This window comes from Arthrobacter sp. Soil762, from assembly GCF_001428335.1.
GTDB lineage: Bacteria > Actinomycetota > Actinomycetes > Actinomycetales > Micrococcaceae > Arthrobacter.
Genome location: NZ_LMSG01000019.1, coordinates 286,866 through 302,508, shown reverse-complemented (window position 1 = coordinate 302,508; position 15,643 = coordinate 286,866). Strand labels below are relative to the sequence as shown.

The 15,643-nt window shown below is 59.4% G+C and carries 11 protein-coding genes and 1 pseudogene; 4 read left to right on the top strand and 8 right to left on the bottom strand.

Translation table 11 applies throughout. The features are described from left to right. Positions 1–31: 31 nt before the first annotated feature. The 7 genes from ASG77_RS15400 to ASG77_RS15370 form a co-directional block, all read right to left on the bottom strand. Positions 32–883, bottom strand: coding sequence for a hypothetical protein (locus ASG77_RS15400; RefSeq protein WP_056347029.1), 852 nt, complete (start codon positions 881–883; stop codon positions 32–34). After that, positions 880–1,764 (bottom strand): hypothetical protein, encoded by an 885-nt coding sequence (locus ASG77_RS15395; RefSeq protein WP_056347026.1) that lies wholly within the window; start codon positions 1,762–1,764, stop codon positions 880–882. The genes ASG77_RS15400 and ASG77_RS15395 overlap by 4 nt, the downstream gene beginning before the upstream one ends. Then, positions 1,751–3,589: a hypothetical protein gene (locus ASG77_RS22000; protein WP_156380343.1), complete on the bottom strand. Its 1,839-nt coding sequence runs from the start codon at positions 3,587–3,589 to the stop codon at positions 1,751–1,753. Before ASG77_RS22000 ends, ASG77_RS15395 begins: the two co-directional genes overlap by 14 nt. After that, positions 3,589–4,581: a PD-(D/E)XK motif protein gene (locus ASG77_RS15385; RefSeq protein WP_082576078.1), complete on the bottom strand. Its 993-nt coding sequence runs from the start codon at positions 4,579–4,581 to the stop codon at positions 3,589–3,591. The genes ASG77_RS22000 and ASG77_RS15385 overlap by 1 nt, the downstream gene beginning before the upstream one ends. After that, positions 4,578–7,277 (bottom strand): Z1 domain-containing protein, encoded by a 2,700-nt coding sequence (locus ASG77_RS15380; protein WP_056347019.1) that lies wholly within the window; start codon positions 7,275–7,277, stop codon positions 4,578–4,580. The genes ASG77_RS15385 and ASG77_RS15380 overlap by 4 nt, the downstream gene beginning before the upstream one ends. A gap of 142 nt (positions 7,278–7,419) precedes the next feature. Beyond that, positions 7,420–8,100, bottom strand: coding sequence for a TY-Chap2 family putative peptide chaperone (locus ASG77_RS15375; protein WP_056347017.1), 681 nt, complete (start codon positions 8,098–8,100; stop codon positions 7,420–7,422). A gap of 78 nt (positions 8,101–8,178) precedes the next feature. Next, positions 8,179–8,847: an NUDIX domain-containing protein gene (locus ASG77_RS15370; RefSeq protein ID WP_056347016.1), complete on the bottom strand. Its 669-nt coding sequence runs from the start codon at positions 8,845–8,847 to the stop codon at positions 8,179–8,181. Between the two features lie 137 nt (positions 8,848–8,984). On the opposite strand from ASG77_RS15370, the pseudogene ASG77_RS15365 reads away from it, so the two are divergent. The 4 genes and pseudogenes from ASG77_RS15365 to ASG77_RS15350 all read left to right on the top strand — a co-directional run. Beyond that, positions 8,985–9,905: pseudogene (locus tag ASG77_RS15365) on the top strand (ARPP-1 family domain-containing protein); the annotation flags it as partial. Next, the gene (locus tag ASG77_RS15360) at positions 9,902–11,434 is read left to right on the top strand and encodes an ADP-ribosylglycohydrolase family protein (protein WP_056347011.1); all 1,533 of its coding nucleotides are present in this window, start codon (positions 9,902–9,904) and stop codon (positions 11,432–11,434) included. The pseudogene ASG77_RS15365 and the gene ASG77_RS15360, both read left to right, overlap by 4 nt. Positions 11,435–11,463: 29 nt before the next feature. After that, entirely contained in the window at positions 11,464–12,465 is a 1,002-nt protein-coding gene (locus tag ASG77_RS15355) for a sigma factor-like helix-turn-helix DNA-binding protein (RefSeq protein WP_162254944.1), read from the top strand. Positions 12,466–12,475: 10 nt separating this feature from the next. Continuing rightward, a complete protein-coding gene (locus ASG77_RS15350; protein ID WP_056347006.1) occupies positions 12,476–14,032 on the top strand; it encodes a TY-Chap domain-containing protein in 1,557 nt (518 codons plus the stop codon). A 37-nt stretch (positions 14,033–14,069) separates the two neighbouring features. On the opposite strand, the gene ASG77_RS15345 is transcribed toward ASG77_RS15350, so the two are convergent. After that, positions 14,070–15,167, bottom strand: a complete 1,098-nt coding sequence (locus ASG77_RS15345; protein ID WP_156380342.1) for a hypothetical protein — start codon at positions 15,165–15,167, stop codon at positions 14,070–14,072. Positions 15,168–15,643 lie beyond the last annotated feature (476 nt).

Genomic DNA, 15,643 nt, shown 5'->3' with positions numbered 1-15,643 from the left:
TCGGCAACGGATGGCAGTGTGTCTTTGATGGTCAGGACATAGGCCATTCAGTCGCAAATAGTCTGTGCTTATAATCACGGGCGCTGAGAGTTTCTATGGAAACCTCCACTGGGGAAATGCCCAAAGCTGAAGCTGATTCTAAGAATAATGATGTGACGAATACGTCCACCTGCTGGGATGACATAACGAACACAGATTGGACTGCCATCTTGCGCAGGAGCCTTTTCGTGGCATCTCGGAAAAGTTCCATGCGCCGGCCCGTGTTCGTTTCTGAGGCGAAAGCTAATAGGTGTGCCCCCATCGCTCGCGAAAGAAGCGGATAGCCGCCAATCCGCGGCTTCTCCAACAGGTTGACAACCTCATCCTCACCCAGCCGGCCAGCCAACTCGGGCCCGAGAAGATGAACTCTCCACCAAAGTCGTCCGATGGTCGTCCGGGTCATGTCGAACAGGCGATCCTCGGAGATGTTCCACTTCTTGTTCTGTACGTTGAATCGTCCATATCGCCAGAGGACGACATCAGGAACAACGGCCGTATTGATGAAGTTCCAAACATCTATCGCAGAGGCGTCAGCGGGCATTATGGCCATCTGAGCGTGAACTTCAGGCCCAACGCTTCGGTCGAACTCAACTAATACCTTGCTGCTTACCGCCGAGGGGAAACCAAAACCTTCAGCAATGCCCAGTATCTTTGTTCTGAGACTCGTCAGCTCCTCTGCGCCGGCGCGCTGGCGAGCCAGGGGATAATACGGCGCTTGAATATTGGTTAAGTCAATGGACAAACCAATCTCCGACAAACTCTGTGAACGCAACAACTCCCATGACAGGGAAGAGTCGTACAGTGCCATGCGTGGGTAGCACAACAAGGCTTTCTCCGCGGTCACTTTACTCCACCAACCTTGGCTTGCAGTTCCGCTTCCAAACGACCCGGATCCTCCTCGTAACGTTGCCGGAGCTGATCCAGTGAATTTCCCAACAGAGTGACCAAGCTGCTCAGAACACACCCCAGCGATTCCTCCGGATATGGAACTTGGAGGCTCAACTCATCGTTACTTAAAGCCTGGCGAAGGAGTTGACGCATGAAATCAATTTCGAGAAAACGCAGCCACATTTCCGATTCCGGAGAATCGGGGACCTCCAACATCCGCACAATGAATGGGTTGTCAACATTCAGCCACAACCAAATGGCGGAAGAGGCACTGGCCGTCAGGTCATGGGTAGACAGCCGGAGCCACCACAGAGAGCTTTCGGAACCTACGATGCCATGGTCGGCAAAGCTCACCGGCAGCATTGGCAACCGTGGCGCTATTCCCTCCAGCAGAATCTTCCGTTCCACCCGGAAGACCGTGTTCCCGATTTTTTTGGGCGCAAAGGGACTCTCCACGGTCCGACCGGGCTCGAGGAGCGACATCTGAAAATCAAGAGTTAAGCCTCCGGAAATCTGACTTCCCGGAACGGTCAAATAGATTTGTTGCCGGCCGCTGCGCACGCTGCGGACGTCCGATCTCATAATGAGAGGCGTTCCCGTGGATCTAGCGACAATCACTGCGCCTAAGCCTGCGCTGGCTGGAAGCCGTAGTCGGCGCAGTGTCGACTGAAGATCCAACTCAAATGTGCATTTAACCATTATGTCGTCGTAGTACGTCCAATCTTCGGCCGCGGTATCCTCCTCAGAAAGAGGAGAATCTCCCACAGAAATTTCCCAAGCGAGAGTGGATACTTCCTCTAACGGCAGTGTGAGATAACCGAAGCTAATGGCCTGCAAATTCGAGCTCCTCTACGGAGGCACTGACGCGGATGGCCGTGTCAGCAGGCTGGGTGAACACCGCGGTGATTTCGTCGTCGTAAGGCGCAAGCACGGTCAAGACCTCGCCGGATGACAACAACGACCCCGAGTGGGAAATCCAACCGGCGAAGCGAGGAAGCTCGGCACCAAGTGGACCCTCCGATTCGTTCCCTCCGGACTCGGTCACAACGCGGGCAGCAACGCGGACAGCGAGAGAGCTTCCCGGTGTGCCGCCGGTCAATGAGAAGGAATATTTAGCAACCACCTCACCGTCCAAAAGGTCCAGAGAAGCCGAGGTAAGGAGCCGTACTGCGGCTCTTCTTGATCTCCTTGACCCAGGGGCGCTTGGACCCGCAGGTGGCTGAAGCTCAGCACCCGTGCCAGAGAACCCCGCCAAGAGGCCACCTAGCGCAGCAGCTACACGAGAAGCTCCTTTGGAGTGGACCCCGTCTCCTGCCGCCGCACCCTTAGCTGAGAGACTTCTGAAGGTGTCCCGAATATTATCTAGCGCAATCCTTACGGGATTCGGTGCATTCTTTTCGACCGTCGCTTGACGGTATACCCAATCGTCGTGAGTTACGGGTTCAGATTCTGCAAATTTTTCATTCATCTCTGGCGAGGAAATGAACACGCCAAAGACTGGTACTCCATTGGGTGGAGCTGCGACGGATAGGTATTTGACGACCATTCTTGGGTCACGCAGGAGTGCAACGGAGTTCTCCAGCTCGGCGCCCGTCGCAACAGGCGTGTGGCTCATGCGATGCGTCAGCAGACCCAGATAGCGTTTGGGCCGCCTGCTAGAGATGCGAGTGAAGGTGGTTTGCCAATTGCTCGTATGGTCGGCGTCTAATATTCTCTGACGGCCTTCCATGTAGGCCGATGCAAACTCGCGAAAGACCGGATGGTCCAACGGTTGAGGTCCCGGGATGTCGGCGCCGTCCGCGCTGAACTTGAATCGAATATCTGGTCCTTTGCCGAGATCTAGGGCATGCGGCCAGGCCCATTTCAATGCGGCGTCAGCGATTGCCGAAACTCGTTCACGACCGTTCTTGACGCCAGCAAAATCGGGTGCAATAACCATGATGCTGGTGCCGGTACTTTCACTGGACGGTATGCGCATGCCCAGGCTCTTTGCTAAGTCCCGGGCAGCTTGTCCTACCAAAGGATCAACAATCCCGTCAACGCCAGGCACCCCCCACCAGTTCCGTCCGGTATAGCGGCTAGCTCCGTCGTCGTAGTCGCCGTCACCACCAGACACGCCAATCAGCCGAGGCTCTACCGCTCCCTTGCAGTTGGCCTGAGAGTACACGAGACACAGGCCTACTTGGCTCGCCCGGTAAAGGACACCCTTGCCAAGCCCGTAGGTGCCGCCCTCCAACCCCTTCGATGTCGACCGGCCAAGGTTTCGAACGAAATCAACGAAGTCTCGAGACTCGCCGGATTTCCCTGAAACATCCGCCCTAACTGGCCCGCCTAAACCTCGAGTGTCTCCATCCGCTATGACGAGGACTCGAATGCGCTTGTGAAATATGTGTTTATGCAGGCCGGTCGATCTGCAATTCGGGGGAAGCTGGCTGAAGACGTCATTCGTCAATATCCGAGTCTGGTCCTCGGTCATCTCGTACTCATCTACGGAATACGAAATGTGTCCGGCCCTGTCTACACGGGCGTCCCAACTGTTTTGCAGAGACTCGCGGAGCACGAGATCCCAAAGCCCAAGTGATGTACGCCCGATGGCATTATCAGCCGAGCGCGCATCGAGGCCACCATCAGCACCATACTGCTGCCTGTACAGCGACAGCATCAGTCCTGCCCGCCGCTCGCCATGGAGACCCCTGACAAATCGAGGTTGGCGGTCTCCATGTGGCCCAAGTCAACGGAGTAAGCAATGTTGCCAAGCCGCTCAATTGTGCCTGCCGGAACAAGAGTGTCGGCAGTAATCCTCGGGAAGTTGGCGTCAACTAGATACGAGTTCTCGGACAGCGTTGAAAATCTCAACCTCTCGTACGCAGATGAATCGGCATCCGAGTAATTTGCACCGCTTAGCACTGTCAGAAGATCAAGCCTGGAGACACCTAGCGCAATCACTTCCTTGACCTTATCCGGAACGGAGATGCCGTTGGGAGTGCGCTCCAGTTGGAAGGCTCTGAGGTAAAGGCCACCCTGATCCGGCGCCGCCAACTGACGTCCGCCGTGGATCGTAACAACCATGTTGTTGTGATTGGTCGTGGCTTTGACCTCCACGGCGCAGTCGGAAAATACAAAATCGTGCCGGTTCCCGTTTGGCCCTTGCCATGCTGACAAGGCATAGGGTCCATGCGACTTGACAAGCTCATGAAGGACTGAGAGCTCCGCCATAATGCCAGCCAACTGTTCGGCCCCCAGGAGGGACCCTCGCTCGGACTCGAAGAGGTTCCTCCAACGGTCCAAAGTAGCCGAGACTGCCTTTGCTGCCCCTTGTGGGGCTTGGGCAATTGCATCCAAAACGTCGTCTGCCAATAGCCCGAACTGGTGGTGCAGCTTTGGCTCGATGCAGCGGAGAATCACAAAGGGCCGTTGCACACCATCCACAGCAAGTTCGGTTGTTTGCATTGACAACGATTTACTGGCCCAGTTCAGGGGGCCGTTCTTTGATGCGCCAATCGGGACGAGTACTGTGGGCTGTCCGGCCGCGTCTATGGCACAAAGAACTTCGCCGTCTGCCGCCGATACGCCAGATTTCCGTGAATGAAAGCTCCCTGTAGCTGAGACATCCTTGGCTAGGAAATCAAAGACTGAAGCCGATGATTCCCTCATGCTTTTACCAGCTCTTCTTGGACAGCCTTCTCTTCGTCCAGCTCATCGGCTGCCTCCAGCTCCTCTTCAAGGGCTTCAAGATAATCGGCATCTACCTTCGCGGCCACGTAATCGACCACTGATCGAGGATTGCGCGAGTCGGGGAACATAAAGCAGAGCCCAATCACGTCCGCCGCCGCGAACAGCGGAACCCGGCGGCTCTCTGCGGGCTCTAGAGCGGATTTGTCCAGTCTCGGATCAGAATCCTTGGCAATGGGGTAGATGCACAACAGACCTTTTCGGTCGGACTTCTGCCGCAGTTGCCGGAACTGCAATAACTGCCGGTCCGTGATCTTATCTGTCGACACTAGGTTCAGGGATTTCCGAATGAAGTCCAGTCCGACATCAAGATCGGCAACACGGTCGGAAGTCGACGCAATTGCCTTCAAATTGGCCGTCCCGTCGTCGCTCGGAATGTACATCTTCTTGCGGCGCAGGAGCCGCACTTTTCCAACGAGCCCTAGATCCAGCTCTTCCTCCCCGTTCAGAGGCTCCATGAGTACAACGTCCCAACGCTTCAAATCACCTTCGGAACGTTCCCTTTCGATATAGCGGCGTATCGCGTCCTTGTCGATGGATTTTGCCGCGTCATGAACCTTATATGCATCGAGGAAGTCCAGAATGTCGTCGGCCGAAACGTCTTGGAACCCGCGGCGAGACGCTTCGAGTTCATTTTCATCATGGCCTTGGTGTATCAGACGCCCAAACAGATTCTTGGTTGCCGTGATGTTGCCATTCAACCAGTCTGAGTCTCCTTCGTTGAACATGATCGTCTGCACACGACGTCCGGAATAACTGACCTGCGCCTTGACTGCAGAGCGCATTTTCGCGGCCGACGTCACTGACATTTGGGGATGGGTACGGATCTTGACGGGTAGTTCGGCCGGAGTCTTACCCTCCGCTTCGTAGACCTTGATCTCCTCGCGTATCTCAGCTTCAACGATGGACAACATGAGAAACCAGCTCTTCAGCTCGGAACTCATCCAGATGCGGATCAAATCTTCGTAGCCCATTCGGTATCCAAACCAGCGCCCCATTTGAAGCAAGGTGTCGTAGGCCGACGAAGCACGGACAAAGTAGCTCGCTGTCAGACCTTCAAGCGTCAATCCACGGGACAGCGTGTTGCCACCGATCACGATTGCTGTCTGCGGATGCTTTTTGTCGTACTCCAACCGGTCATTCGATTTGTAGTTATCCACGATGACTTTTGCGGCACGGGCCGTCTCAATCAAGTGGGGCATCAGGTCGTCAAAGGGAAGCGGCTCATTGCCAAATGTATCCGCCTTCACCCGAACCGACTCGGAGTCCCAAAGATCTCGGAATACGGCGAAAGCCGTAGGAGCCTCATTAACCAGCTCCGCCCTGAGCGCATCCAGATGATCTACGACTGCTTCTGCAGTCTTTTCATGCGCCCCAGCCAACATCGAGGTATGGATAAGCATCGAAGAATGGGTTACTTGGCCGGCGCGTAGGCGGCGAGCCGCCGTTGCCAGGAGGAACCACCGGATCGCGGCGTCCATTGCCTCAGGTACGTCGGGGGACCATTGTTCGAAAAGTGTCTTGTTCCGTGGGGGACGAACGACATCCACCTCCAATTCGGAGATCAACCGGACCACGTCCAAGCCATCATCCACAGGATCTTCGAGGCTCTCAGCCTCAAGCTGACCAAATATCCGTTCCGCACCGAAATAGTTATCCGGGCGAGGGAGGTCCACTATGAAGTCCCGCGGGTACAGGTCCTGCTCCACACTTGGATCGATAAGAAGATTTGCGAACGGTGTAGCCGTATATGCGATGTAAGCAGCCTTGGGGTTGCCCAGGAGGTCACGGATTAGACCGTTGATGGTCGACTGACGCTTAGTACCAACATCTATGGACGCTTGATCTGCCTCATCGTCAATGATCAAAATGGGACAACTTTGACGCGTCGTCGCGGACGCAGTTTTGATCCAATTGCGAAGTCGACGAAGCCTGGAGGGGTTCTTTTTTACGACAGCAATTGAACGCATTGACGGATTGCTCAGTATCGCATTCGCCGAAGTCGTCACGCTGAAGTCAAGATCGACGGTAGTCAAGGGGTTCCAGATTGAGACGCAGGGATCGATCAAGTAATCATTGATCCGGTCCTGTGTCTGCGTTCGAAGGTTTTCGGTCGTCCCGGTGAGAACGATAATGAGCCGGTATCCAACGTCTGCCGCTTTCGCCACCACGGACATGAAGTTCGTCGTTTTGCCGCTTTGGACGTAGCCAAGCACGAGACCCCTCGTATTGATGGTCTCTTTGCCCGGAGGACTCCCGAGGCCGATCACCATGGAAGACGCTGCATCCACGCCTTCTACCGCTTTTGCAGGAAGTTCCTGCAACAGCCTGGCTTTCAGCGTCGGCCAAACAACATCGTCGTGTCGGGGACCGGAGTACCAGAAGCCAACCTTGCGATGTTTGTCGGCCAAAAAGTCGGGATCCGGGATCTCCTTTATGAGATTCAACCGCTTCTCGTACAACACTCGCGCCGCGTGGACAAGTCCCGCCGGCACGTACGTCAAGGCTGCCTGAGCCCCCTGAAGTGTCTTGCCGCCTGCAACCAAGGTCGCAAGTGTGTCAGCCATCGCTTCGACATCGCTGTCGGAGTACTCCGGTGCCCCCATGAAATCTCCCATTTTGTATGTGATTATCAACCCTTGTCAGATGTTAGCGGCAGCAGTCGAAGGAATCACAATGCCGAAAAGCTAAGGTTTCAGGCCCCGGCAACCCGCCAGTTTGCGCTGAGCCAGCTAGCACGTCGCGTTCTGACCGCCCATCCTATGGCAGCAGGCGGCCAAAGAGGTCAAACATCAGTGGATACAGCCGACCATTGAGCTGGCGATGCTGGCGATATTTGGAATACAGATCAATTCTGCGGTCCCCCAAATCAAGCCAGCCGAAGTTATCCAGCTGCGCTACTTGCTGACCGTCACGCTGCAGGATCCAGCGAGTATCCTCCCAAGGCTGCAGACGATCGCGCGATATTGATGACTCAGGGTCAAGGGGTCCAGCGCTGAGTTCGCTCGTTGACCACTCCAAGCGCCCACCCACTGTGAGCTCCAACATCGAAGCCATCACGCGATAGTTCAGAACCCTGGGAGTGGTTGCCGGCGACTTCTCAGGACGATAAATGTTTTGAGATTCTTCCATCGCGATCGCTATAGCTCTTGCGCTTGACATGGCAAACGCCCTGTCCCAAGAAATCTGAAAATCCCCACCGGAGCCGGCAGTGAAGCCCAGACCACGGCGTCTTGCTTGGTACTCCGGACCGCTGGCGTTAGTCAGCATTGAGGCGTCAGCATGTGCAGCCGAGCCGTCATATCCCGTGAGGCCGATGTATAGCCCTTGGTCTCGTCGACTCAGCTCGCTCGCCACCCTCCATGCCAAGGCGTTGATCTGCCGGTATCGAATAGTTCCGTGTTCTGCATACATCAACTTGCCCCCTGTTGAGCCGTCCATGCCTGTGTCCGTCGTCGTTTACGTCATTCTTCATGGTGAGCCCTGCAGTTCAACCCAACGCCTCGCGGGACGTCGCAACTAATTCCTCCGCACCCACAACCGCGAAGGCCTCCCCCGCGTCCCATCAGACATCTGCCCCGTCCCGGCCAGCTTGGGCTCCATGAATCGCCGGAACGTATCCCGCATCAGCGGAGCACCCGCAACCACTTCGTGCAGCTCCCGCAGGTCTTTCAGCGTGAACGGCTCATCCAGCAGCGCACCAGGGTCCGGTGCGTCCAAGTAGGCGGCCTGTAGCCACGCCACCGCCTTGGCCACGATGTCCGCATGCCCGTAGGGCAGTCCGGCGATCAGCTCCGGTTCCCCGGTCACGGAAGCCAGCCTGACGCCGTCGGACTTCAACGCCTCCTCCAGAGCCGCCAAAGGCACCACGTCCACGTGCGCCACTGACAAAACCCAGCCGCGGTCATCGCGCCCCGGCTCGTCAAACACCTGCAGCTGCCGCGGCACGCGCCCCGAAATACCTGCCTTCTCCCGCAGGCAGCGCAGCACCGCATCCGCCAGAGTCTCTCGCTCGCGCAGGAACGTTCCCGGCAGGGCCCACTTCCCGCGCTGATGGTCCTCCGCGCGGCGCACCAGCAGCACGCACACGCTACCGTCCGCGACGGTCAGCACCGCCGTATCCACCGCCACCGACGGCCGCGGGTAGTCGAGCAGGGACGCGGCAGGGCTGTTCTTGGAATCCTTCACACCACTATTTATCGCAGTGTTGCGCTAAAGACGCAAGCGATGCATACTGAAGTTAATTAGCGCAGAAATGCATTAAATAAACCGGAGGTCATCATGAAAGTCCCACAGCTCCACGTCGGCGCCGGCAGAAGGCTCGGCCCCTGAGCATCTTCCCCGTCTGGACGTCAGGCTCCGGCAGCCTCGGCATCAGCACGGGCACCCACGCCGACGTCGCCGTCACCGAGCTCGCAAGCGGCGCCCAGGTGGCCCGCCTCACCGTCACCAACAACGGACCGCACCCCGCGCTGTTGCTGGAAGGCGAGCTGCTCGAAGGCGGGCAGCAGCACCGGACGTGTGCCCGCGACGTCGTCCTTGGCCCCGGCGAAACCCGCTACATCGACACCTTCTGCGTCGAAGCCGGCCGCTGGGAAGCCGGCCAAACCACCCACCGCCGGGAAGCCCGACGCGCGCCGCTCAATGTCTGGTCCGAGCTGGCCAACGGCATTGGCGGCGCGCGCGGCGGCAACCGGCAGGGCCGCATCTGGGAGCGGGTCAGCCGCTTCGACAACGCCCGTGGCGCTTCTGCCACCAGTTCGCTCCTCCAGCACATGGACTGGTTCAAGGACGACAAGGAGGGCCGGAACCGCTTCGACGCCGCGGACACACCGAATCCGCTGGAAGGCCAGCGCGGCGTGGTGATCGGCCTCGGCCAGCAGCCTCTGCTCCTGGAGGTCTTCGGCACCTGCACGCTCTTCCTCCGCCACTACCGCCAGCTGGTCGAGGCGGCGCTGCTGGACCTGGAACTGCTGTCGCCGCACGTGCTGGCATCCGGGCCGATGCCGGGCCAGCGCGCCCGCGACTTCGCCGCCCACGTCCAGGCGATGGACTTCGGAACCTTCGACGGCGGCGCGGCGGCCGTGGTGGTCCGTGACCACGGCGCGCTCCGGAGCCGCAACGTCTCATGCGCCGCCGGAGCAGTGACCGCCGCCGGCATCGCCGTCGCGCTCCCCCGGCGCCGCCCCCAGCTGGCCCACCTGACCGGCTGGAATACCCAACACCGCCTGATGGAGATGGCATGAAACTGAACCCCCTGCAGAATGACCGCGCGGCTGGCGTCCTCGTCGCCCTGGCCGCCGGCGACGCCCTCGGAGCCGGCTACGAGTTCGGCGCGCCGCTGCCGGACGGCGCCGAAGTCACTATGAAGGGCGGCGGTCCGTTCGGGTTCGCGCCGGCCGAGTGGACCGACGACACGTCCATGGCCATCCCCATCGCCCAGGCGCTGCTGGAGTCCGCGTCCGACGCCGGTTCCTCCTCCCCCGCGGCGCTAACCATGGTGGTCCGGGTCTGGACCTCCTGGGCTGCGGAGGCGAAGGATGTGGGCGCGCAGACAAGCTCCGTGATCGCGGCAGCCCGCCGGCTGGCTTCCGCTGCCGGACGGAGAAAAGTGCACGCGGCCGACTTCACTGCCGCAGCCTCGGACTTCCATGCCCGCACCGGCCGCAGCGCCGGCAACGGCTCGCTGATGCGGACGGCCCCGCTGGCCCTCGCCTACCTAGACCGGGACCCTTCGGAGTTGCTGGCCGCTGCCAGTGTGATGAGCGCGCTGACCCACGCCGATCCTGACGCGCAGGAGGCCTGCGGGCTGTGGTGCGTGGCGATCCGCAAGGCCGTTCTCACCGGGGCGCTCGATGTCCGGGCGGGCCTGCCGCTGCTGTCTGCCGAGCGGGCTTCTGTGTGGCGGGAGCGGATAGTAACGGCGGAGCGGTCCCGTCCAAGCGACTTCGCCCGCAACGGCTGGGTGGTGGAGGCCTTCCAGGGTGCATGGAGCGCCATCCACTTTGCGGGCTTGTCGGCGTCGGGGCCAGCGCATTTGCGGGCGGCTCTGGAAGAGGCAGTGCGGGGCGGGCGCGATACCGATACGGTTGCCGCGATCGCCGGTGGGCTGCTCGGTGCGGCGTACGGCTACACCGCCGTGCCCTTCGAATGGCGGCAGCGGCTCCACGGCTGGCCGGGCATGCGTGCCCGCGACCTCATGGTCCTCGGCATGGAGCTGGGCCGTGGCGAAGGCCGCCGGCCGGCCTCCTGGCCGCGGGCCGACCGCCACGACTACAGCATGTGGGGCCGCACGGACGTGCTGGTCCGGCACCCGCACGACGGCGGCGTGTGGCTTGGCGGGGTCGGCTCGCTTGAGCGCGTGGCTGAGCTGGGGATCGACGCGGTGGTTTCGCTCTGCCGGCTGGGCGCGCTGGACGTGCCGGGCCTGGCTCCGGAGGACCACGCCACGTTCTGGGTGGTCGACTCCGCTGTTGAAGGCGACAACGCGCACACCGCATTTGTCCTCCGGGGGGCGGCGGCCGCCGTCGAACGCTACCGGTCGGAGGGCAAGAGCGTGCTGCTGCACTGTGTCCGGGCGGAATCCCGGACGCCGACCGTCGCTGCCCTGTATGGCGCAACGGTGGCGGGCATCTCGCCGCTTGCGGCGCTGTCTGATCTGCAGGTCGTACTGCCCGGAGCACGGCCCAACGAGCTGTTCATGCAGGTGCTGAGAGAGACTGCGGCTAGCAACGATCCGGTGGTTGGCGGAGCCACGCACGCGGCTGCCGAATAATGTCCGAGCCTGCTGATAGGAATATGACCATGACTACAACTCCTGAACTCAGTCGGGAACAGCGCGACGCTGCCATGGTTGAGCGCTACTCCGACGGCGAGACGCTCGACGCCATTGGTCAGAGCTTCGGCATCACCCGCGAGCGGGTCCGGCAGATCATCGCGAAGGTCGGCGGCACGAACGCTGAAGAATCCCGCAAGAACCGGATTGCTTCACGGGAAGCGGCCACCAAGGCGGCGCATGAAGCCTTCCTCGCTGAGTACGGTGACCTCGCCCGCCAGATGGCCAAGTGCGGCGTGACCCGGCCCGATGCCGTGCTGAAGTTGCAGGCACTTTACCCGGCGATCGACGTCGATCTGGCTGAAGAGGCACTTAGGGGGTCGAACATTGTCTTCTCCAAGGCGCAGATGGATGACATCTTCTCCAAGGAGGCCCTGGCTGCGGGCATCTGGTTCCTGCTGGGCTCGGACCGGAACCTTTCGCCTGACCGAGAGTGGGCAGCAGTCAACCTGGACCTGTCCCTCATGAGCGAGCTGCGGGCAGCCCTGGAATCGGCAGAAGCCTCACCCGATGACGTGGCTACCATCCTGGGAGTTATTGGTGCCGCCCAGAAAGTCCTCTCGGAGAACCCGTCCGCCAGCATCACCGGCGCGCGCTACCAGGAGCTCCGTGACGAGCTTGTCGTGGCGCTCGGTCTGGTGTCCAGGCAGGGAGCGTTCCCTTGGCCGCCCACCCGGCAAACCGTGATGAAGCGCTTTGGTGGCTGGAACGAGGCACTGGAAGCAATGGGAATCGGGACCACCACGCAGGGCCGTCCGAAGGGACTGCTGAAGTTCACCCGCGAGGACTACGACGACGCGGTACGTGACTTTTGTTTCCATGCGTCGGCAGCGGAAACGAATGCGACGTTTGCCGCCTACGACGAATGGGTGAAGCAGGAGATCGCTGCTGGCCACGAGCGGCCATCCGGGGCGTCAGTGCGAAACATCTACGGCACTTGGGCGGATGCCCTCCGCTCCGTGCAGGAATAGGTGCTGGGAAATGGGGGATAGTTTGCTGGAGCAGCATGAGGGCGCTCGCACGCAAGAAGCAGCCTCGGTCGACATTCGCGACCTCTATCGCCGGGGTGACCCGCTCCGTTTCATCGCTGCCGCGAAAGACTGCAGCACTGAAGAAGTCTCCGTTCTGGCCCTGACCCAGGCTGACATAAAAGACGAGTTGGAACGTTCGCGTGCGGTTCGGCGGCGCTGTCTCGCTACCAATGAGACCCTCCTCGCAAATGAGGACATGATCGAGCGGCTTCATGCCTCGGAAATCGATCGCGACGAGATACCAAAAGTTTTGACGGCGCTGGGTATCTCAATCGATGTCCAAATCGCCGCGGAGCTTCTGCACATTCCTGGTATTCCCGGTGGTCAACCAGTCGAGGAAGTTCTCCCGCGGAGGCTCAGTGACAAGTTGAGCCTGCTGTACGTAACGGGCGTCCACCATCAAATAGAGCCGGATTACCAGTTGGCTCTAGGAAAGATGTCGCTCGCCGCGGTATCTGAGCTTCGAGGCTTGCTGAATTCGCGCCTGCCGTACCGGCGTATGGCAGAGATCTTGGCCGTTATCGAAACGACAGCTCTTGCCATCCGTGCCCGTGCCATCACCACGATCTCTCACGCGGACTATAAGAACGCTGTAGAGACAACATCCCTGCGGCTTGGTTCGATTGCCAACGATTCTTCGGATCCTTGGCCCGTCCCCGCAGCGAAGCTACGGACACGCTACGGCTATGGATCTTGGGAGAGCGTACTGAAGTCAGCCGGCATGCGGCTTATGTCCTATGACCAGCGTTTCAGTGAGGTTGATTACTTGGAGGCCCTAGATCGCTTCACCGAAGACTGCATAAATCTCGGCATCCCGATGAACATAGAGCTTTATGATCAGTGGATCATGGCCGAAGCAGCCGTTAAAAATGAATGCCCTTCCGCCGTCGAGGTGATCCGCCATTACGGAAGCTGGGATGAAGCGATCGAAGTTGTTCTGCCCCGCGACCTGGAAAGCGACGAGGAACCGGACAGTCATGAGTTCCACTGGGGCTTTCCGTTTGGATTTGAGGATGAAAGTCTGGCCATCAATGAGGCGAAGTCCCAACGCGCGACTGAAGAATGGAAACAGGCAGGCGAACTCATCGGCCAACTCTTGGCAAAGATGCCTTGGAACGGCTTTTTGCGCGTCGAGTACGACGGCGATGAGGAAATCACCACCAGGCCCTACGCTCAGGGGACACCAAGCGCTGACGGTGTGTGGTGCGAAATTGTTTCCGAGCAATACCTACCGACGGCTGAGTGGCCCATCGATAGGCGCTACTTGGAGAAGAGCGGCTGGTCAGCACCGGACGAAGAGGTTCCAAACTGGCGCAAGGAGCGGGTCCCAACGGGTGAGGCAGGACATGCAATCGTGCGTGGCTTAAGGCACGGACGGCGCTGCAAGGACGCAAACAAACTCCGCTGGAGCACCGGCGAGTTTCCATCGGGACCAGGCCCGGATGGCGGCGTCACAATAGAACGGGCGCTGGAAGGCGAAGTCCAGAACCTGCGGAATGCGGCCTAAAACTAAAGGAAAAAATCGCTATCGTCGGGACTGCTTACTACACCCTTGCTGCCTGGAGAGTGATGCCAGGAAGTCCCGGCGCGGCAAAGTACAGCGGAGGCTCATCGGAGCCGGGATCGGAAATGGACGAGGCTAGCTGTAGCTGCGCAGCGCTATTCCACAGCGAGTCAAAATCAGTCGATTGCGTCGGTCGACGGTCTGCAGTGCCCACAATCAGCGAGACGTTTGTTTGCTTGGCAGTCTTGGAAAGGAAACCGATCAGGGTTTCCACGGCCATAGCTGACTCTTCAAAGTCGGGCTGGTCTGCGCTGCCTTTTGTTAAGCCATCAAGATCGTCAACGAAGATTGCAATAGGCCGTGCCAAATTGGCAGGAATCCGAAAGTCCCTAACGTCGTTAGTGCCTAGCCTTCGGCACGCATCGATGCGCGGGAAGACTTGATCGCAAGCGAGCCGCAGGAGTTCCCGCGCCTGCACGACTCCCGTGGACATAGTCTCCCGATGGTGACGCCAGTTGGCACTGGGTGCGGAATCTGGGGCTGACGCGGCGACCCAAGTAAGCACTCCAGATTCCTGCGCAGCCATGGCCATCGCGGCGATCAGTTCCGACCTGTCGGAAAGTGAACCGCCGCGTACCAGTAGGTTTTGTGCCCACGCTGTCGAGAAGTTGGCCCCTGCAATACCGATTGGCAGCTCCAAAAACGCATCCCCCGCGGACCTGCCATCGGGGCCTACAAGAGGGCTGAAAAACGTCGACGCAGACCCGGCGGGCCCCTCATAGATGGCAGTGGTCGCAGGCAGGACAGCATCCTGAAGGTCGCCGAGCAGATACTGAGCGGAATTGGTCTGGCCACAGCTGAGCTGTATCCGGTAGGCACCGTTCAAACCCCCCACCAGAAGCTTGGAGACGTCCAAGTCGCGACCGGCCAGCACCAAGGAAGCACCTCCTTGAGGCGGGAAAGCGATCAGATGATTAAGCTTCTCGGCGAGTAGGGATGAGTATGAATGGGCATCAGCATGGAGTGACTCAGCGCCGTTGACGATGACAGTTGTACCGCGCGGATCCTCATGCATTCCCCCAAAGATCTCTCCGACCTTCATGCAGGCTTCCCCCATGGATCTGGAAAGTGTCCTCATCCCTTCCAACATCCATCCATAGTCACCTCCGACGAGGTCGATGACGTGTGTCGCACTCGTACGGCAAAACTGACTGACGATCTCATCGAGATACGTATTCCCCCTCGTAACTGGCCCATCACCGCGGATCAGCAGAACACCTCCGCCTGCAGGCAAACGTCCAGCCGCATCACCGAGGTGGAGACGACGGCCGTCAGGCAGCGTCCCGAGCATTATTGGGCGGTCATCCATGGGTAAGTCTCCGATCGCGGGTGAGGACTGGAAGAAAGTGTATTGCCAGGAACCGACACTGCCTCACAACAATTGTCGGACCTCGTATTCATAATGCTCTCAGGGCCTCGCACGATGCTTGGATTATCTTCTGGAGGGACGTCATGGCTGACGGATACGAAATCTTTGATGGTGGGCACAACAAGCGCGTTTCGCGACACCAACTGCTGAATGCGAAGCAAATCGACCAAGTCATGGTTGCGCTG

Excerpts from the sequence above, each read along its gene's own strand:
- ASG77_RS22000 (WP_156380343.1), bottom strand. The coding sequence starts at position 3,589 with ATGCTGTCGCTGTACAGGCAGCAGTATGGTGCTGATGGTGGCCTCGAT.
- ASG77_RS15385 (WP_082576078.1), bottom strand. The coding sequence starts at position 4,581 with ATGAGGGAATCATCGGCTTCAGTCTTTGATTTCCTAGCCAAGGATGTC.
- ASG77_RS15380 (WP_056347019.1), bottom strand. The coding sequence starts at position 7,277 with ATGGGAGATTTCATGGGGGCACCGGAGTACTCCGACAGCGATGTCGAA.
- ASG77_RS15375 (WP_056347017.1), bottom strand. The coding sequence starts at position 8,100 with ATGGACGGCTCAACAGGGGGCAAGTTGATGTATGCAGAACACGGAACT.
- ASG77_RS15360 (WP_056347011.1), top strand. The coding sequence starts at position 9,902 with ATGAAACTGAACCCCCTGCAGAATGACCGCGCGGCTGGCGTCCTCGTC.
- ASG77_RS15355 (WP_162254944.1), top strand. The coding sequence starts at position 11,464 with ATGACTACAACTCCTGAACTCAGTCGGGAACAGCGCGACGCTGCCATG.
- ASG77_RS15350 (WP_056347006.1), top strand. The coding sequence starts at position 12,476 with ATGGGGGATAGTTTGCTGGAGCAGCATGAGGGCGCTCGCACGCAAGAA.
- ASG77_RS15345 (WP_156380342.1), bottom strand. The coding sequence starts at position 15,167 with ATGAGGACACTTTCCAGATCCATGGGGGAAGCCTGCATGAAGGTCGGA.